The organism is Lentzea atacamensis (genome assembly GCF_003269295.1).
GTDB lineage: Bacteria > Actinomycetota > Actinomycetes > Mycobacteriales > Pseudonocardiaceae > Lentzea > Lentzea atacamensis.
On sequence record NZ_QLTT01000004.1, the window covers coordinates 409742 to 427018 of the forward strand.

21 protein-coding genes and 2 pseudogenes are annotated in these 17277 nt (G+C 67.6%); 8 read left to right on the plus strand and 15 right to left on the minus strand.

Annotation, left to right across the window (positions count from 1 at the left end; translation table 11 throughout):
* Nucleotides 1-46: 46 nt before the first annotated feature.
* Nucleotides 47-520 (minus strand): annotated as a pseudogene (locus C8D87_RS47860) (transposase); the annotation flags it as partial.
* 346 nt (nt 521-866) lie between these two features.
* The gene (locus C8D87_RS20855; protein ID WP_112227999.1) at nt 867-1058 is read right to left on the minus strand and encodes a hypothetical protein; all 192 of its coding nucleotides are present in this window, start codon (nt 1056-1058) and stop codon (nt 867-869) included.
* Between the two features lie 411 nt (nt 1059-1469).
* Between C8D87_RS20855 and C8D87_RS20860 the strand changes: the two genes are divergently transcribed.
* Nucleotides 1470-2510: a TerC/Alx family metal homeostasis membrane protein gene (locus tag C8D87_RS20860; RefSeq protein ID WP_112228000.1), complete on the plus strand. Its 1041-nt coding sequence runs from the start codon at nt 1470-1472 to the stop codon at nt 2508-2510.
* 219 nt (nt 2511-2729) lie between these two features.
* Here C8D87_RS20860 and C8D87_RS20865 read toward each other — a convergent pair whose 3' ends face one another.
* The 6 genes from C8D87_RS20865 to C8D87_RS20890 all read right to left on the minus strand — a co-directional run bounded on the left by C8D87_RS20865 (nt 2730) and on the right by C8D87_RS20890 (nt 6668).
* On the minus strand, nt 2730-3140 hold the full coding sequence (locus C8D87_RS20865) for an ATP-binding protein (RefSeq protein ID WP_112228001.1): 411 nt from the start codon (nt 3138-3140) through the stop codon (nt 2730-2732).
* A gap of 1 nt (nt 3141) precedes the next feature.
* Nucleotides 3142-3510, minus strand: a complete 369-nt coding sequence (gene crcB, locus C8D87_RS20870; RefSeq protein WP_112228002.1) for a fluoride efflux transporter CrcB — start codon at nt 3508-3510, stop codon at nt 3142-3144.
* Nucleotides 3507-3848: a DUF190 domain-containing protein gene (locus C8D87_RS20875; RefSeq protein ID WP_112228003.1), complete on the minus strand. Its 342-nt coding sequence runs from the start codon at nt 3846-3848 to the stop codon at nt 3507-3509. The genes crcB (C8D87_RS20870) and C8D87_RS20875 overlap by 4 nt, the downstream gene beginning before the upstream one ends.
* Before the next feature lies 1 nt (nt 3849).
* Nucleotides 3850-4323: a fluoride efflux transporter CrcB gene (gene crcB, locus C8D87_RS20880; RefSeq protein WP_233442215.1), complete on the minus strand. Its 474-nt coding sequence runs from the start codon at nt 4321-4323 to the stop codon at nt 3850-3852.
* Nucleotides 4324-4485: 162 nt separating this feature from the next.
* Nucleotides 4486-4824 (minus strand): DUF190 domain-containing protein, encoded by a 339-nt coding sequence (locus tag C8D87_RS20885; protein WP_112228005.1) that lies wholly within the window; start codon nt 4822-4824, stop codon nt 4486-4488.
* Between the two features lie 347 nt (nt 4825-5171).
* Nucleotides 5172-6668, minus strand: coding sequence for a SulP family inorganic anion transporter (locus C8D87_RS20890; RefSeq protein ID WP_112228006.1), 1497 nt, complete (start codon nt 6666-6668; stop codon nt 5172-5174).
* Between the two features lie 381 nt (nt 6669-7049).
* Between C8D87_RS20890 and C8D87_RS20895 the strand changes: the two genes are divergently transcribed.
* Nucleotides 7050-7478 (plus strand): MerR family transcriptional regulator, encoded by a 429-nt coding sequence (locus tag C8D87_RS20895; protein WP_112228007.1) that lies wholly within the window; start codon nt 7050-7052, stop codon nt 7476-7478.
* A 19-nt stretch (nt 7479-7497) separates the two neighbouring features.
* Here C8D87_RS20895 and C8D87_RS20900 read toward each other — a convergent pair whose 3' ends face one another.
* A complete protein-coding gene (locus C8D87_RS20900; RefSeq protein ID WP_146771807.1) occupies nt 7498-7722 on the minus strand; it encodes a hypothetical protein in 225 nt (74 codons plus the stop codon).
* Between the two features lie 5 nt (nt 7723-7727).
* Between C8D87_RS20900 and C8D87_RS20905 the strand changes: the two genes are divergently transcribed.
* Nucleotides 7728-7922: a hypothetical protein gene (locus tag C8D87_RS20905; protein ID WP_112228009.1), complete on the plus strand. Its 195-nt coding sequence runs from the start codon at nt 7728-7730 to the stop codon at nt 7920-7922.
* A 100-nt stretch (nt 7923-8022) separates the two neighbouring features.
* Here the strand turns inward: C8D87_RS20905 and C8D87_RS20910 are convergent, their stop codons facing one another.
* Entirely contained in the window at nt 8023-8436 is a 414-nt protein-coding gene (locus C8D87_RS20910; protein WP_112228010.1) for an ATP-binding protein, read from the minus strand.
* Between the two features lie 877 nt (nt 8437-9313).
* Here C8D87_RS20910 and C8D87_RS20915 point away from each other — a divergent pair.
* Entirely contained in the window at nt 9314-9691 is a 378-nt protein-coding gene (locus tag C8D87_RS20915) for a MerR family transcriptional regulator (protein WP_112228011.1), read from the plus strand.
* Nucleotides 9692-9765: 74 nt separating this feature from the next.
* On the opposite strand, the gene C8D87_RS20920 is transcribed toward C8D87_RS20915, so the two are convergent.
* Nucleotides 9766-11040 carry a PP2C family protein-serine/threonine phosphatase gene (locus C8D87_RS20920; RefSeq protein WP_112228012.1) on the minus strand — a complete coding sequence of 425 codons (1275 nt, stop codon included), beginning with the start codon at nt 11038-11040 and terminating at the stop codon, nt 9766-9768.
* Between the two features lie 397 nt (nt 11041-11437).
* Nucleotides 11438-11602, minus strand: a complete 165-nt coding sequence (locus tag C8D87_RS46030; protein ID WP_170166514.1) for a hypothetical protein — start codon at nt 11600-11602, stop codon at nt 11438-11440.
* Between the two features lie 290 nt (nt 11603-11892).
* On the opposite strand from C8D87_RS46030, the gene C8D87_RS45230 reads away from it, so the two are divergent.
* Nucleotides 11893-12087, plus strand: a complete 195-nt coding sequence (locus C8D87_RS45230) for a hypothetical protein (protein ID WP_146771808.1) — start codon at nt 11893-11895, stop codon at nt 12085-12087.
* 184 nt (nt 12088-12271) lie between these two features.
* Here the strand turns inward: C8D87_RS45230 and C8D87_RS20925 are convergent, their stop codons facing one another.
* Nucleotides 12272-12763, minus strand: coding sequence for a DUF6326 family protein (locus tag C8D87_RS20925; protein ID WP_112228263.1), 492 nt, complete (start codon nt 12761-12763; stop codon nt 12272-12274).
* A 162-nt stretch (nt 12764-12925) separates the two neighbouring features.
* Between C8D87_RS20925 and C8D87_RS20930 the strand changes: the two genes are divergently transcribed.
* Together C8D87_RS20930 and C8D87_RS20935 are read left to right on the plus strand one after the other, a co-directional pair.
* Nucleotides 12926-14065, plus strand: a complete 1140-nt coding sequence (locus tag C8D87_RS20930) for a sensor histidine kinase (protein ID WP_112228013.1) — start codon at nt 12926-12928, stop codon at nt 14063-14065.
* Entirely contained in the window at nt 14062-14718 is a 657-nt protein-coding gene (locus C8D87_RS20935; RefSeq protein ID WP_112228014.1) for a response regulator, read from the plus strand. Before C8D87_RS20930 ends, C8D87_RS20935 begins: the two co-directional genes overlap by 4 nt.
* A 22-nt stretch (nt 14719-14740) precedes the next feature.
* Here the strand turns inward: C8D87_RS20935 and C8D87_RS49220 are convergent.
* A pseudogene (locus C8D87_RS49220) lies at nt 14741-14857 on the minus strand (integrase core domain-containing protein); the annotation flags it as partial.
* 882 nt (nt 14858-15739) lie between these two features.
* Complete coding sequence (locus C8D87_RS20945) at nt 15740-16534, minus strand: choice-of-anchor P family protein (protein ID WP_146771809.1); 795 nt, start codon at nt 16532-16534, stop codon at nt 15740-15742.
* Nucleotides 16535-16834: 300 nt separating this feature from the next.
* Here C8D87_RS20945 and C8D87_RS20950 point away from each other — a divergent pair, with 300 nt between their 5' ends.
* The gene (locus tag C8D87_RS20950) at nt 16835-17251 is read left to right on the plus strand and encodes an acyl carrier protein (protein WP_112228017.1); all 417 of its coding nucleotides are present in this window, start codon (nt 16835-16837) and stop codon (nt 17249-17251) included.
* The last annotated feature ends 26 nt before the right edge of the window (nt 17252-17277 follow it).

The following is a 17277-nucleotide window of genomic DNA, read 5'->3' on the forward strand; positions in this document are numbered from 1 at the left end:
CCGCACAGCCGGACCAGGCACGGACCGCGATCAAGATGCTCGACGGGCCACGTTTCCCGCGCACTGGCGGGACCTTGCCGATCAGCGGCATCAGCTGGGTGCCGTCGTTGCAGTTGCCGCCGGTGAGGGACACGGCCAACGGGATGCCGTGTCCTTCGTGATCAGGTGGTGCTTCGAGCCCGTTCTGGCGCGGTCGACCGGGCTCGTCCCCGCTTTGGGCCGCCCTTGAGCGCGCGGACGTGCGAGCCGTCGATCACCGCCCGCTGCCAGTCCAGCGCGTCCGCGGCGTTGAGTTCGGCGAGCAGGTTCTCGTGCAGCCGCTGCCAGACCCCGTCCCGATGCCAGTCCCGCAGCCGCCGCCCGGCCGGTCATGCCGGAGCCGAACCCGAGTTCCTGGGGCAGGAACTCCCACGGGATATCGGTGTGGAGCACGAACAGGATGCAGCCGCTTGCGCCCCGGATGGTCGGCACGACGAGGGACCACCGGGAGCAGCGGCTCGATCCACGCCCACAAGATCATTCCGGTGAGGATGATCGAAACCGGGGCATGACACCTCAAGTCGCGTAGCCGCCGCCACCGTGTTGTGACGAGCGGGTCGACCAGGCTTTCCGGCGCTCCACCCTTGAAGGTGCGCACAAGCCGGCGGAAGGCAAACTTCTGGGATGCGGGCTGCCGGCTGAGCAGATGGTTGGCCCGCATCTGGCGAGTGGTATCCGCAACGCTGCTGCGGAGGCATTGGATCCTTGTGGACAGATGTGGTCCAACGAGGTCACGCCCGCGGTGCGGGCATCGTCGAGGTCGCTGACCTGATCGAGCGCAAGGGGTGCACATCGGACATGGGGGTGCCCGCCGACGTGGTTGGCGTTCACTCCCAGAACACCTGGAGTACCTCGGTCGTCAGCTGGGGCAGTCCGACGGTGGCGCAGTCGACGTCCGGGTGCACTACCGGGTAGGCGTTGGCGGTGTCGCCGACGAGCGGACCGCCACCGACCGTGGGATCGCCGGTCTCGGCGTGCGCGATTTGCGGTGATGCCCAGCTCGTGGCGAACGCGGCCACCGCAGCCAGTGGCAACCGATGGTTCGGATCCCGGCGACGCGAATCCGAGGGCGACGAACCCACTCCCAGTGCTCGCCCAGTTCGCCGGCCGGCCGGCCACGTCTCGTGAGCGTGATCTTGTTGTCCCGCCCAACCCGAAGAGGCGTTACCCGGCCGCGCAATCGTCAGGTCGCGGCACCACCGACACCCAAACGAGGCGTGCCCGCACGCCTGGACGATCGCTCGCCACACCTGAACGACCCCTTACCAACACTTTACTATTGCTTTACTTCGATTGGCTGGCGATACTTTGGGCGAGGGGAGTACTTCCGCAGGGTCTGCCCGGTCAGTACGGACACTCCGACGGTGTCCCCGGGAGGCCGCCCCCGGTGGGTGAAGGAGACCTCGAACGCTGACGTTCGAGGAGGTCCTGTGCCCGGCTCAGCAGTTGCGTCTGCCGTCGTCCCGGCCGCCCAGGCGGACTCAGTCGGTTCGCCGGGACTGTGGTTGCTCAGCATCGCGGTCCTGCTGGCACTGCTGACGGCCGACTTCCTGGTGACCCGCCGCCCGCACGAGGTGTTGATGCGCGAGGCCGTGGGCTGGTCGGTCTTCTACCTCACGCTGCCCATGGTGTTCGCGATCTGGATCTGGACGGCTTTCGGCAGCGGACAGGCCGTGGAGTTCGTCACGGGCTTCGTGGTGGAGAAGTCGCTGTCGGTGGACAACCTGTTCGTGTTCATGCTGCTGCTGGCGGCGTTCAGCGTCCCGCTGGAGGTGCAGCAACGCGTCCTGCTCTACGGCATCGTCGGCGCCCTGGTGCTGCGTGGCATCTTCATCGCCGCCGGCGCGGCACTGCTCGCCGCCGGAACGTGGGCGTTCCTCGTGTTCGGCCTGATCCTCTTCGCCTCGGCGGTGAAGATCCTCCACCAGGCGCTCACCGGCGCCATGACCGATCGGGACATCTCCCGAATGCGCTCGGTACGGCTGCTGCGCAGACTGATGCCCGTTACCGACGACTACCGCGGCACTCACCTGACAGTCCGCGAACACGGTCGCCGCGCGCTCACACCGCTCGCGGTCGTGGTGGTGGCGGTGTTCGCCACCGATGTCGTGTTCGCCATCGACTCGGTGCCCGCCGTGTACGGCATCACCGACGACCCCTACCTCGTGTTCGCGACCAACGCCTTCGCCCTGCTCGGCCTGCGTGCCCTGTACTTCGTGCTGCACTCCGCGCTGGCCAAACTGGTTCACCTCAACCACGGCCTCGCCATCATCCTCGCCTTCATCGGGCTGAAGCTGGTGCTGCACTGGGCCCACGGAATCTGGCCTGCCGTGCCTCAGATTCCCACCCCGGTCTCGCTCGCGGTCATCGTGGCTGTCCTCGGCACCGTCACGCTGACGAGCTTGCGGGCCCGTCGCCGCACCGCACCCACAGACCCGCCCGCAGTGCGGGTCCACACGACGCGGGACTGAGCCATGCTCTTCGAGTACCTGATCGAGATGATCCTCGAACTCGCTGCGACCATCCTCGTGCTGGTCTCACTGGTGATCGCGTGCGCGGCGCTGCACCCGCCCCGAGCTCCACACCGCTGACGGCGGTGAAGGAACCCGGAACGAGTCACCGGCCTGGCCGCTGTCGGACGCAGGCGGCAGCTCCCCCACTCGGCGGGTGCTGGTGCTGGGGTAGGGCGGTCAGCAGGTGATCTCGGCCCACACGGTCTTGCCGTGGAGGCTGTGGGTGACGCCCCAGTCCTTCGCGAGCCGGTGGACGATGACCATGCCGCGGCCTCGGTTGCCTCCGAGACGGGAGCATCCCAGTGTCGGCGGGTCGGGCGAGGTGTCGTCGATCTCCACGCGCACGAAGCACGGCTCCGTCGACCGGTGCAGCCGCATCCTGCGCGGGCCGCGACCGTGGTCGAAGGCGTTGCTCACCAGTTCGTTGACCACCAGGAGGATGTCTTCGAGTGCGTCGGCGGTCACACCGGACAGCGCGCTCCGCGTCCACCTTCGGACTGCTGCGACGTCATGCGCGTAGTCGTTCAGGTCGAGCACCTGGGGTCGGCGGTGCGGCCCGCCCGCCAACGAATGTCCCACAATGCTCATCTCATCCCAGCATCGCCGCGACGCACATGTGAGCGAGAAGGGCTGTACCCACACCGGCCACGGCGCTGACGACGACGTTCATGGCCGCGTAGAAGTACGCTTTCTGCTCGGCCAATCGCAGTGTCTCGTAGCTGAACGTGCTGTAGGTCGTCAGCGCGCCGCAGAACCCGGTGCCCGCCAGGGCGAGCACGGAGTGCGGCATCGCCGCGCCGGCTCCGGTGAGTGCGCCGAGGATGAGGCATCCGGCGAGGTTGACCGCGAAGGTTCCCCAGGGGAAGAGGCTGTCGTGCCGCGCCTGGACGACGCGGTCCGTCAGGTAACGCAGCGGAGCGCCGACGGCGGCTCCGAGAAAGATCAGCGCGGCGGTCATGACGGCTGCCTTCCCGTGTAGCGCACGACTTCCACTTCGTCGACGATCACGGTGCCCTCGGTGACCAGCTCGTCGAGCTCGGGCAGGAAGCCCTGGATGCGTTCGTCGGTGTCCACGACGATCACGGCGATGGGCAGGCTGTCGGCGGTGTCGGGGAACCGGTCGGTGTGCACGAAGGAGTGGGTGCCGAAGCCTTCGCAGCCATGCAGCACGGTGGTGCCGGCCAGTCCCGCGCGGCGTGCGCGCAGGACGATCTCGTGGTGCAGTGCGTGGTGATGCGAGCGGTCGTCGTCGCCGATGAGGATGGTCAGGCGGGTCGTGGTTCCGGCGAGGTGCATCTCAGCGCACCGCCTGTCGCTGCACGACGGCGCGCGTGGCCCAGACACCGAGTAACACCGCGAGCACCGCCGCGAGCGGAGTGGCGACAAGGTAGACGAGCGCCATCCCTGCGGAGCTGGGTCGCAGCAGGTCACCGACTTCGGCGGCGTAGGTGGAGAAGGTGGTGAAGCCGCCGAGCACGCCGACCCCGAGGAGCGGGCGCACCAGGCGGTGTGCGGACCACGCCTCGGTGATCAGCACCATCAGCACGCCGATGAGCAGGCAGCCCAGCGCGTTGATGAGGAACGTGTTCCACGGGAAGCCGCCGGGTGAGGTGGGCAGCAGCTGGGAGATCCCGTAGCGGGCCAGCGCGCCGAGGCCGCCGCCGAGCGCGATCGCGGCGAGTACCGGGCCGTGATGGCGCACGAGTTCGGCGCGTTGCGCGGGCACGCGCAGATCGACATCCGAATCGATGGGTTCGACCTCGTTGTGCACAGTCGTGGTCCTACTCTGCCCGCGGACGTACCGCATCTGGGGGAGTAGGGACTGTTGGCAGCTGCCGCTGCGGTTCTCCGAGGTCCGGAGCGGCGAGCCCCACCGCCGCTGCCGGTGACGATACCGAGTCCGCCGGCCGGGAGACGGCGGGGGTGGCTGCCATCACCGCCGGTCGGCCGTGTACTTGACGACGTGGACCTCGTCGAGCATCACGAGGCCGCCGATGTTCAGGTCGTCGAGCTGCGGCAGGAACCCGCGGATGCGGTCCTCGGCGTCGATGATGACGATCAGGACTGGGAGGTCGTTGCTCAACCGGAACAAGTGCTTGGTGTGGATGCGTGAGCTCGCGCCGAAGCCTTCGATGCCGCGGATCGCGGTTGCCCCGGCCAGTCCGGCCTTGTGCGCGCGGCGCGCGATCTCGGTGTAGAGCGACCGGTGCCGCCACCTGTCGCTCTCCCCGACGAAGATCGACAAACGCAACGCCCGCCCGGCAGGCCTCACCGCTCGAGCACACCGCCGCCAGAACGTCGGGGCAAGCCGACGTCAGCCGCGCGAGACCCGGCGGCGACCGGCGTCCAGCCGCACTGCCACTTCACCTGGAGCGAGGGCAACCCGCTGGGCCACCTCGTTCCGCTACCTGCTTCTCGGTCGCGGCGACACCGCACCGGTCGTGCGGGAGATCATCCGCGCCAGCGAACCCGATCACGACGTGAAGGGATGTCGACATGAGCACGAAGCTCACCAAAGACGGTCTGCGCGAAGTGTGGGTGTCGGCCATCGGCGGATCTCGCCGTCGCGAAAGGTCAGAGCATCAGCGGTACGACGGGGCCGGCTGGGATTCGCGTTGATCAGTGGCTACCGGCCAGTTCGCCGCTGAGCGTGCCGTGCATGGTCGCGCTCGGCGGGTTGAGGCCGATGATCTCGACGGTCTTGCCGCGGGCGGCGTACTTCGTGGTGATCGCGTCAAGTGCGGCGACCGAGGACGCGTCCCAGATGTGCGCCGCGCCCAGATCGATCACTACCCGGTCTGGGTCGTTCGCGTAGTCGAACTGGTAGACGAGATCGTTGCTGGAGGCGAAGAACAGCTCGCCGGTGACGGTGTAGGTGACCTGCTCGCCGTCCGGGTCGAGCAGCGGGCTGACCGTGACGAGATGGGCGACGCGGCGGGCGAAGATGACCATCGCGGTGATGGTGCCGGCGATGACGCCGATCGCGAGGTTGTCGGTGGCGACGACGACCACGACGGTGATGACCATGACGCTGATCTCGCCGGTGGGCATGCGCTTGAGCGTGGCCGGTGCGACGGAGTGCCAGTCGAAGGTGGCGAAGGAGACCAGCACCATCACGGCGACGAGTGCGGCCATCGGGATGTCGGACACGACAGGGCCGAACACGATGCACAGGATCATCAGGAACGTGCCGGCGAGGAACGTCGACAGCCGCGTGCGGGCACCGGAGGTCTTCACGTTGATCATCGTCTGGCCGATCATGGCGCACCCGCCCATGCCGCCGAAGAAACCGGTGACGACGTTGGCGATGCCCTGCCCGATCGACTCGCGGGTCTTGTTCGAGTGCGTGTCGGTGATGTCGTCGACCAGTTTGGCCGTCATCAGCGATTCCATCAGCCCCACGAGCGCGAAGGCGATCGCGTAGGGCGTGATCAAGGTGAGGGTGGCCCAGGTGAACGGCACGTCCGGGATTCCCGGTACCGGCAGCGAGGAGGGGAGTTTGCCCTCGTCGCCGACGGTGGGCACGGCGATGCCGGCGCCGATGGTGAGCGCGGTCAGCGCGATGATCGACACCAGGGGAGCGGGAACCACCTTGGTGAGCTTCGGGAACAGCACCATGATCAGCAGCCCGCCGGCGAACAGCGGGTAGACCGCCCACGGCACGTCGATCAGCTGCGGCACCTGCGCGAGGAAGATCAGGATCGCCAGCGCGTTGACGAACCCGACCATGACGCTGCGGGGCACGAACCGCATCAGCTTCGCCACGCCGAGCGAACCGAGCACGATCTGGATCAGCCCGCCGAGTATCACCGTGGCGATCAGGTAGCCGAACCCGTGCTCACGGGCCAGCGGCGCCACCACCAGTGCGATGGCCCCGGTCGCGGCCGAGATCATCGCGGGACGGCCGCCGACGATCGAGATCACCACCGCCATCGTGAACGAGGCGAACAGCCCGACGCTGGGATCGACGCCGGCGATGATCGAGAACGAGATCGCCTCGGGGATCAGCGCGAGGGCGACCACCAGTCCGGCGAGGACCTCGGTGCGCAGGACCTTCGGTGATAGCCAGGTGGGACGCGTGAGTCGGGGCAGGGTGAACGTGGAGGTCGGAGGCATGGTCAGCGATCAGCCTGTCGTGCTCAGGCCCGGCTCTGCTGGCGGAGCGGGGCGGATGGATCAAGAACGAGGAAGAACGGCGGGCACACGCGCGTCGCGCACAGCGGCAGTGGGTCGCCGTAGCGCTGGTCGGTGCGGCTCGTTTGGCCTACGGCGGGGGTGAGGGAAGCCGGTGACGCGGCGATGAAGGCACGCGGCGGCTCCTGGCTGAGAGGATGGTGGTGTCGTGGTGCTGGTTCACGGTTTGCCTGGACCGGCGGTCGACGTTGACCAGTCAGCTCAGCGCCGGTCCAGACTCTACCCTTACGTTAGGGTAGAGATCCTGGGGGACCGCCTGAGTGTGAGTGGTGACACCGCAGCAATGACCGAAATGGACACCGCATGACGGGCGAGCACATGCAGATCGGCGAGGTCGTAGCCCGGACCCAGCTGTCCCAGCGCACCATCCGGCATTACGACGAAGTCGGTCTGGTGGTGCCCTCTGCCCGCAGCCAGGGCGGGTTCCGGCTCTACACCGAGTCGGACGTCGCGCGTCTCATGGTCATCCGCAGGATGAAGCCGCTCGGATTCACCCTGGAACAGATGCAGGAGCTCCTGGCCGCCACCGATCGCCTCGACAGCGACGAGCCCGTCGACGACAGCGAACGCCAAGCGCTCACCGCGACGCTGCGCGAGTTCGAGCACGCCGCACAGCAACGCTGCGACGAACTCCGCACCCAACTCGGACGGGCCGAGGAATTCGCTGACACCCTGCGTCGAAGGCTGAACACCGCCGATCGCACGCGGCCGGATTCTGCACATCGCAGTTGACGTAAGCCTGAAAGTGGGCTCACTTGCGGGCCTTGTGCCGGTTGCGCACCAGGAGCGCGGCTCCCGACAGCAGCGCCACCAGGACGAGCAACGCCGGCACCGAACCGCTGGCGGTGAGCCGGTCGACCAGAGTGCTCTGCAGCGCACTTGCCGCGTCGATCACCGGGTCGGCCGGATCGGCGTCGCCGAGGAAGAGCCGTAGCTCGTAGATGCCGTAGCAGGTGACGTACAGGCTGACGAGCACCAAGAGTGCGCCGCCCGAGCCGGGAGATGTACGGCAGCACGTTGCGCGCGCGGGTGGTGACGGCAGTGCTGGCCAGGGCGGTGGCGACCGCGGGTGCGGTGACGACCGCGGGTGCGGTGACGGCCAGGCCCATGTCCGCGGCGTATGCGACGAACGCGAGGATGCCTTCCGCGATGTCACCTGATCAACTTCAGCGATGATTCGCTGCACGACCTCGGTCCTCGACGTCCACTGTGCTATCCGATGCACTGTCGCGGCACCACAGTAGGCACAGCGATACGCGTGTATGGAGGTGCTGGTTCAGCAGCTACCGCAGGAGACTTCAGCCCAGACGGTCTTGCCGACGACGTTGGGGATGACGCCCCACTCTTTGGACAGCCGGTCCACGATGACCAGCCCGCGACCACGGTGTCGGTCGATCCTCGAGCGACCCAGGACCGGTTGTTCAGGGGAGCTGTCGTCCACCTCGATCCGGACCGAGCACGGTTCGGAGATGCGGAGCAGTCGAACCTCACGCGCGAACAGCCCGTGGTCGTAGGCGTTGGTCACCAGCTCCGTCACGACCAGCAGCACGTCACCGAGCACCTCGTCGGACAGATCGGCCAGCGCGTCCGCCGCCCAACGGCGAACCGTGACCATCGCAGGGACGCGCTCGTCGAGGTCCAGCACGAGGTCGCCCGAATTGTCTGGTGGATTGTCGTCTCGACTGTCCATGACCAGAGCACGCCCTCTCCGCTGAAGACGGTCGAAACCAGTCCATACCCTGCGAAGCGACGCCGTCAAACCGGCCCGCCGCCTCGATTCAAGCCTTTATCTCCGCAGGCAGCACCTTCGTCAAGCCGTCGCCGTTTGCGGTCATGCGGCAGGTCGTCGCCGCACGGCGGCTAACCCGCACCTGCCGATGGATGTTGACCCGCCGCCCATGTCGGGCCAGCCGTGTCGGCGCATCCCAAGATCGCAGGTCAACAGCCTGCTGCACCGGAACGAGTAAATCTGTAGTGGCAGGAGTAGACATTCACCTCCGACTGTGTGTAGTGTTCTACATGTTGCGAGAGAGAACGTCATATCGGCACGGGAGATGACGAACTACCCGTGAGTCAGTGCAGGACGGCCGGACGTGCTGGGACCGATCAGTGGTAAGGGGTTCCAGCCAGCGGCCAAGGACAGTCGGCAAAGCAGGACCGGAAGCACGACCGCAGTACGCACCATCCCGGAGCCGGCAGTCGCGTGAAGTAGCAAGTGCTGGATGCAATGCGACCAGTCGGCGAGTTGTTATCAGCAGTGCAAGAAGTCCGGTGCCGACGGTCGTGCAAGGAACAGAAGTCAGGTAGCAGAGGAGAAGGGAAGGGTTGCACGCCATCGGATCGCCTGTCTCCGGCTGAGGTTCGCCGGGCGGGTACCGCGGTTCCATCGAGATTGGCGGGTGGTCTTCGGTTAAGCACACGCAACGATCCCCGCAGTTCCCCGCCTCTGGTGCGGGTGACGCGGAAAGGTAAGACGGCCTCACGGCCGATTGATGGAAGTGAAACCCATACACCCTTGGGGCCCCGGTGCTACTGCGCATCGGGGCCCCTCGTGATGTGGAGGCGCGATGACCCCAGAGACATCCCGACCGGAACTCGCCGAACCGCAGACCGCGGCCGAGAACCTTGACGACGACCACTACCCCGCCTACACCATGGGCCGGGCCGCCGAGATGCTCGGTACCACCGCGGCTTTTCTGCGCAGCCTCGACGAGCGGAAACTGATCGAGCCCCAGCGCTCCGCCGGCGGGCATCGCCGCTACTCCCGCTACCAACTACGCCTGGCCGCCCGTGTCCGCACCCTGCTCGACGAGGGCATCGGCCTGGACGCCGCCTGCCGCATCGTCACCCTGGAAGACCAGCTCCACGAAGCCAGAAGTCACACCACCCAGGCGGCGCCTGCGCACCCGCCAGGCGAGCCGTACCCACCGTTGCGAGGCGTGTGAGCGCCAAGACCATCGCCCAAGCGCTCGGTAGCTCCGGATGCGCGAGCAGCCGAAGCTACCGGCTCGTCCGGTTGTCAGCTACTTCCCTGATGATCCTGGACAGGATGTTCGCACGGTTGGGCAGATGGACCGGTCGGGCGCGAGGGCGAGGCGGAGTCCGTGTCGGCGCCGTTGTCTGCGTGGCGTTCGGTGCGGCCGATTCCATGCCAGTCCAGGCAGAGCACGGTGGCGTCGTCCTTGAGGTGATCACGGTAAGCCCGCCTCACAGCCCTGGTCGCCGCCCGTACCACCTCCCTGGGGTGCAGTGCTTCGGTGCTGCGGAGCAGCAGCGGCAGGTCGACGGCTTCGGCGTCGCGTTCGAACATGCCGTCGGTGAGCAGCACCAGCCGATCTCCGGGGCGCAGGTCGAGCCGTTGCACCCGGTAGGAGTACGGCTTGACTCCGAAGAGCAGATCGATCTTCAGCTCGAGCGGCTCCACCACGCCGTTGCGCAGCAGCAGCGGTACGGGGTGACCGACGTTGACCAGCTCGACCGCTCCGGTGTGCAGGTCCACGCGCACCAGTAGTCCGGTCGCCAGTGATCCCAGGCGGTGGTCCAGCAGGGCGTGGTTGGCCTGCTGTGCCTGCTCCGCCAGGTCGTCGCCGGCCCGGCGGGCTCTGCGCAGCGCACCGACCAGCAGGGTCGCGGTCAACGCCGAGGCCACGTCATGACCGACGGCATCGGTGATCGACAGGTGCAGGGCGTCGCGGTCCAGGGCGTAGTCATAGGTGTCGCCGCCGATGTCGTGAGCAGGCACCAGGGCTCCGGCGACGGTGAACTGGGCAGCCTCGCAGCAAGACGCCGTGGGCAACAGCTGGTGCTGGATCTCCGCCGCCAGGCTCATCGTCGTGGTGCGCCTGCCGGAGTGGTAGAGGTCGGTGAAGCGCCGGTCGGTGACGATGACATAGGCCAGTGCGTGTGCCGCCTCGCCCAGCTGTGCCAGTACCTCCTCGTCGAGCGAGGGCACGGTCACCTCCAGCACGCCCACGCAGTCGCCGCGGTTGGTCACCGGCAGCACCACCCGCATGCCGTCGCCGTGCTGCTCGTGCCACGGCCGCTGGGTGCGCAGCACCTCCTCGTAGACACTGTCCCGCAGATCAACGCACTCCGCGCCACCCCCGCCGAGATCCAACGTGGTCGAAGCCAGCCGCACCAGCCGCTCATCATCGACGTCGATCAACAGGAACGACACGTCGACGGCCTCGAACCGCTTCGCCAGGTCCCGCGCAACGACCTCGACCGACTGCACCGGCGGTGCGCTCTCGGCCGCCGCCAGGACATCACCCGGTCGCAACACATCGCCATCCACGGCAACCTCCGAGCAGTTGGGGCCAACGTAACCACATCACCTGCATCGGGTGAACACAACGTGGCCACCGGCGACTCGCGGACCCGCGAATCGCCTGTACCACCGACGGCGCCGATCACTTTTGCGGCCGGCCGCCAGAACACCCGATCCCGGCCGCGCCGACTGCGTCGGCAACATGGTCAATCCCTTGGGATGCGACCGTTGGTCGTTCAGCCCATCCCACGACTACGTATCGGGCTTCGAGCAAGGGCTGCGAGACGTGTGGTCTCGAGCCAACACTCGACCATGAGCCGACATCCAGTCCGCACACTGCGTCAGGTGACCCAGACGTGAGGTGAGCGCTCGTGCTCCCCGAGATGTGGGTCGTCTCGTAGTGCGTTCGACCAGGCCGGGGCTCTCAACGTTCGGGGTCGCCCTCGACCTGGTAGACGCGGCCGTCGTACTCCACGCGTTCGCGCGCGGCGATCGGGTCGAGCGTGAACAACCACCACGAGCCCGTGACAGCCTGGCGGCCGGGCTCGGCGGTGGTGGCGCTGGTGCGGGGTTGGAGCATCCCGCGCACGGGTGCGGTGGGATGCAGCGGGGCAGTAGTCGAACCGGGGTATGGGTCGAACCGGGGTATGGGGTTGTCGTACTCGTCGGTCTGTCCAGCCGGGGTGATGATCGTCAGCGTGTGCGGTAGGTGCGCCGTGCTGGCACTGGTCGCCGGCGTCGCGATGATGCAGCGGCGTGGATCGAGTCGCGGGTGACCGGCTGTCCGGCGACGGCACCTGCCCTTGCGGTTCGCTGCACTCGACGAACCGCCAGGGCATCGGCTCGCCCAGCGTGCCGTCCGCGTAGACGACCGGAACGGTGTCGGGGTCGCGAGCTCGGCTGGTGAAGGTCACCGGCAAGGCGCTCGACGCCGTGCCCATCGCGGACGCCGAGCTGGCGAAGATTGGGACGAAGTGGGAACGGCACCTGGGCAAGCGGCCCATGGGGCAGCTGTGGGAGGCCTGGAGACGCTGGGTGAGATCACAGACCCGCATCGCTGACCTGCGCGGCTGACCGAACGAGGTTGAGGAGCGACGTAGCGACTGCCAGCCGGACAGAGGGAGTCTCGTGGTCGCTGCGGAACCCGCGGGGCGTTTGCCTGAACTGCCAGGCGTTGGACTGCGGCTGGGTGTCCATGATCAGCCCGTTGGCGATGCCGAGGCAGATGGCTCCGAACAGGACGGGGACGCTCTTGGGGTCACGCTTGCTGTTGGGCGCGAACGGTTTCACGGTCTGGGCTAGTGGCCATGGTCGCCGACGGTGCGGTGCGGGGCCAGGTCCAGGCATACCGCACGATGAGGGCGAGAAGGATCAGTTCCAGTGCGATGCCAAGGCCGTAGAAGTACAGCCAGGTCTCGCCCACCGCGTTGAACGCCGTGACGGGGACGTAGAGCGAGGCGACGGTGAGGTTGGTGATGCGGTTCGCCCGGGCGGGCAGCGTCATCGACAGCACGACCATGAGGATCGGAATGGCCATGAGGGTCAGCGCCGTGGTCGAAAAGGTCTGGGAGAGGTCGAACTCGAAGACCTTGCCGATGAGGATGTCTTCGATGACGCCGGGCGTGAAGAAGTTGAGAATGTCCACATAGGCGTACAGGAACATGAAGCTTGTCCACGTTGCGGCGAGCTTGGCTCTCACCGGGATCCGATGGTCTTCCAGTGTGGCGGTGGCGGGGTGACGTGTTCTCATCGTGGGCTCCGTTGTCGTGGTGAAGATCGGTAGGTTCACGATCGCTGAGGCCGGCGGCGGGCGCCCCGGCCCGGAGGCTGGGGTTGGCCTGGCCGATGGCATGGTCTGTCTCCCGTTCTTTCGGCTGGTACGCCGAGGCACGCCGATCCCTAGGCTGGAGCCGTGGTCACTGTCTGGCGCTCCATCTGGCGTGAGCCGCGGCCTGCTCACGCCCCACCCATCGGTCGGCTCGACTGGCTGCTGGTGGGCGTGGTCGCGGCCGCCACCTTGGTCGAGGGCGTCGCTCGGCCGGGCGTGCCCTGGCAACCCCTGGTGACGGTGCTCGCCCTGGCGCTCATGCCTGCCCTGCTCTGGCGGCGGGCCCGCCCCCTGATGGCCGCCCTGGTCGGGTGGGGCGTCGTCGGGCTGCTCTCGGTCCTCCAGCTGACTGCACACGCCGGGGACGCCGGCCTCTACTCCACGATGGCCGTCCTGATCCTGCTCTACTCCTTGGTGCGGTGGGGCTCGGGACGGGAGATGGTCGTGGGGACGGCGTTCGTGACAGTCGTCGTCGCGCTGGGCATGTACGCCTCCTCCGCGGGCTGGGCCGATGTTTTCGGCGGAAGCGTCCTCTTGCTGTTGTTCGTCGCCCTCGCGGCGGTGTTCCGCTACCGCGCGGACCTCTGGCATCGCCAACAGCGTGAGATCCGCAATCAGGAGCGGGTGGCGCTGGCGCGAGAGCTGCACGACACAGTGGCGCACCACGTGTCGGCGATCGCGGTGCAGGCGCAGGCCGGTGGCGTGGTCGCCGGCATCCAGCCTGAGAAGGCTGCCGAGGTCCTGGCCGCGATCGAGTCTGAAGCGTCGCGGACCCTGGCGGAGATGAGATCCATGGTGCGGGTGCTGCGGGAGGAGGAAGCCGTCGCCTGCTCACCGCAGCTGGGTGTGGCGGACCTGCCTGCTCTGGCGCGCGCCGACGCGACGCCCACCGTCGAGGTCTCGCTGTACGGTTCGCTGACCCGGCTGGCACGACCCGTGGACGCCGCGCTCTACCGGCTCGCGCAGGAGTCGCTGACCAACGCCGTACGCCACGCCCGGAGCGCGACCCGCGTCGGAATCGACGTACGCCGGGAGGGCGACGCCGTCAGGCTGCGTGTCAGCGACGATGGACGGACCGAGCCGGGCCCGGCCCCGGAGCTCGGGTTCGGGCTGCTGGGCATGGCCGAACGCGCCCAGCTCCTCGGCGGATCGCTCTCCGCGGGGCCGGGGCCCGAGGGTGGCTGGGTGGTCGAGGCCGTGCTGCCGGTGGAGGCGTTGGGATGAGCATCCGTGTTGTCGTAGCCGACGACCAGGACTTGGTCCGGACCGGGTTGGTGATGATCCTCGGCGCGCAACCCGGCCTCGAGGTCGTGGGGGAGGCAACAGACGGGCTCGCAGCGCTCGACCTGGCGACCCGGCTGCGTCCCGATGTCCTCCTCGTCGACATCCGGATGCCTGGGCTCGACGGCGTCGAGGTGACCCGGCGCCTGGCCGGGCCAGACGTGGCGGACCCGATGGCGGTCGTCGTGATCACCACCTTCGACCTCGATGAGTACGTCATCGGCGCCCTACGCGCCGGCGCCCGCGGCTTCCTGCTCAAAGACGCCGGGCCGGAGCTCCTCGTGCAGGCCATCCACGCGGCGGCCAACGGGGACGCGCTGATCGCCCCCAACGTCACCCGCCGGCTGCTGGCGACCTTCGCCGACCAGGCGCCGGTGGTACCGGTCCAGCCCATCGACCCGCTGACCGAGCGCGAGGCGGAGGTGCTCGCGCTGGTGGCACGGGGCCGGACCAACGCCGAGATCGCCACCGAACTCTTCGTCGGCCTGAGTACGGTCAAGTACCACGTCGCATCGTTGATGACCAAGCTCGGCGCCCGCAACCGCGTCGAGATCGCGATGTGGGCATACGACACCAGACGCGTGAGAGCCAATTAGTGGGTACAGATCGCAGCGTAGGCCGGTCGTGGTCGTACTCCTCCTTCCAGTCGCCGATAGTGACCTTGGCGTGGAGCAAGGACCAGAACAGGTGGATGTTGAGGCATTTGTCGGGCAGGCGACTGTCGAAGGACTCGATTCACACTGATCGTGCTGGAGCAGAACTGGAGCAGTGCCAGGAGCGCAACGCCACTGAATGGCGCTCAACGGCGCTGAGCGGCGGCTAGTTGCGTTGGAGTCGTTGGTGTTCTAGCGCTTGTGCTGGCAGGAGTCCTTTGGCGTAAGCAGAGGTACTAAGCAAGCACGTCCATCTTGAACTCCACCACGGCGGCACCTGCACGGTCGCGATCGCGATCGTCGATGCGATCCTGTTGATCTCCACCCATGCTCGCAACCGAGGATCAGGGCTGAGCTGCTCCGGTCTGGCCAAGGACGGCTTGGAGCTGTAGACCGCCTGGTGATTGATGACCTGGTCACCAGCGAATTCGTCCTGGTTGACGGGTCACGGCTCGTCAGGTCCCCGAAACGCGTCGAAGCCGAGTTCGCCGCGGACAGCGATGCAACTCGGCTTCGGCAAGTGGCCCACCAGCTCGACCAGGATCTGATCCACCAGTTGGCCGTCTGGTGGCCCGCGGCACTCGTCGCCTCACTTATGAAAGTTGTTGGCTTGAAAGGAGTTTTCGCAGCTTCAGCCCTCGCGCGACACGATCGGGCAAGGACAGGGATGTGCCCGGACCTGGCCGGGTGCCGGAGCAGTGGTGCAACACCTGGATTCCAGGCGTCGGCAACCGACACCACAGTGGCGTGCCGACGTGTACGCACTCGAGTGTGCAGGCAGGGGCGATCAGCCGACGTCAGCCTGGCCAGCCGAGGAAGTCCGGCTGACTCCTGTCCTGGACATCGGGATCTCACGTGCCGGCCGGGCAGCGCGTGATCCCGGTGTGGAGTTCGGTGGAACCGAGGTCGGGGCGTCGCTGGACGCTGAGCGACGCCCCGACCTCGTCTTGGTGAGCAGCCGACGTCAGTAGTCCGTCGTGGCAACCTGCTCGCCCACTGTGGACCTGCGGCGCCGGAACACGACGATGGCCGCGCCGGTACCAGCGGCCAGCACGCCGGCGGCGAGGCCAGCGGCGGTGCCGAGCGGTACTTCACCACCGGGGGTGTTCGGACCGCAGACGGTCTTGGCCAACTCGACCGTGCCGCCACCGCCGATGGCGGGCAGGAGGGACAGTTCCAGGCCGGTGACGGTGATGACGCCGTCCTTCTTCACCTGCTTGTTGACGACGAGGCTGCCGATGCCTGGGAGGTCGACGCCGAAGTTCGGCGGCGGGTTCACCGGGATCTTCACGTCGAGGACAGGCGTGCCGAGCGGTCCGGTGACCTTGGCGCTCACCGAGGCGGCGGTGGTCGTTCCGGAGAGGTTGTCTCCGATCGCCTTGCAGCTCACGTCGATCGCGTTCTCGTTGATCTCGAAGCCGGCCACGCCAGGCACTCCGACGCTCAGCGCCACGTCGGCCGCGTTGACACTGGCGTCGCTGGTACCCGCGGGCGGATTGGCGTTGGCGGCCAGCCCCAGGCCGATCAGGTCGAGTTTGACGATGTCGGCCAGGTTGAAGCTCGGCTGGTCGATCGCGGTGTTCGGCGGCGCCTCGACCCGAATCGGGTTCACCTTGAGGGGGCCGACGTTCACGCTGACCAGCTCTGCCCTGGAGTAGGCAGTGGCCGCCTCGGCCATGGCTGGGCCGGCGCTGACCAGGAGGCCGAACGCGGCGGTGCCGAGCACGACGCCGCTGTTGCGCATGATCCTTGATCGCACTGCGAATCCCTTCGGTAGTCGTCCCCCAAGCGAGGCAGGGACGTACGGGACGGACTCCGATGTGGTCGTAGTCCGGTGAGTCGATGCGCGTACCGGGTCAGGTCCGATGCGGACGAGCCTCGAAATCCCCCCAGCGGAGTAGGCGACTACCGCCGCGCTGGGGTGATGGCGCGGGACGGCTGCCGTGTCACGGGCAAATCAGGAAAAGTGCGCGGAGCGCGTCATGACCGTCCTGATGGGCCATCTGATCCTTCATGCACGGCAGGGAAAGCCTGCCGGCGTGCCAGGCGGAGGTGGGACATGACGGGAACGGTCACGGAGCTCGGCGAGAAGGTGCGGGCCATCGTGGGCGAGGCACTCGCCCTGGAGCCCGACGAGGTGATCGGTGACGCGACTCTGTTGAACGACCTCGGAGCCGAGTCGATCGACCTGCTGGACATCCTCTTTCGCATCGAGCGCAGCTTCGGCGTGCGGATCGAGGCCGCCGAGCTCGCCGACTACGTGCAGGGCGGCATCCCGGACGAGGAGTTCGGTGACGCCGACGAGATGGTGTCGGAGCGGGGCATGGCCCAGCTGTTGCTGGTGATGCCCCAACTGGAGACCGGCGCGCGCGTCAGCCGGATCAAGGCTGACGAGGTGATGGGTTTGTTCACAGTGGACAACCTGGAACAGCTGGTGCGCAGCAGGCTCGGCGCCGCCGGCCCGGCTGGTGGCTGACGGAGTTTCCGCTGCGCCGGCCCAGA

Coding starts and splice junctions, on each gene's coding strand:
- C8D87_RS20890 (WP_112228006.1), bottom strand. CDS start 6,668: ATGCCTCCGACCTCCACGTTCACCCTGCCCCGACTCACGCGTCCCACC.
- C8D87_RS20935 (WP_112228014.1), top strand. CDS start 14,062: ATGAGCATCCGTGTTGTCGTAGCCGACGACCAGGACTTGGTCCGGACC.
- C8D87_RS20895 (WP_112228007.1), top strand. CDS start 7,050: ATGACGGGCGAGCACATGCAGATCGGCGAGGTCGTAGCCCGGACCCAG.
- C8D87_RS20910 (WP_112228010.1), bottom strand. CDS start 8,436: ATGGACAGTCGAGACGACAATCCACCAGACAATTCGGGCGACCTCGTG.
- crcB (WP_112228002.1), bottom strand. CDS start 3,510: ATGACCGCCGCGCTGATCTTTCTCGGAGCCGCCGTCGGCGCTCCGCTG.
- C8D87_RS20865 (WP_112228001.1), bottom strand. CDS start 3,140: ATGAGCATTGTGGGACATTCGTTGGCGGGCGGGCCGCACCGCCGACCC.
- C8D87_RS20875 (WP_112228003.1), bottom strand. CDS start 3,848: ATGCACCTCGCCGGAACCACGACCCGCCTGACCATCCTCATCGGCGAC.
- C8D87_RS20950 (WP_112228017.1), top strand. CDS start 16,835: ATGACGGGAACGGTCACGGAGCTCGGCGAGAAGGTGCGGGCCATCGTG.
- C8D87_RS20915 (WP_112228011.1), top strand. CDS start 9,314: ATGACCCCAGAGACATCCCGACCGGAACTCGCCGAACCGCAGACCGCG.
- C8D87_RS20925 (WP_112228263.1), bottom strand. CDS start 12,763: ATGAGAACACGTCACCCCGCCACCGCCACACTGGAAGACCATCGGATC.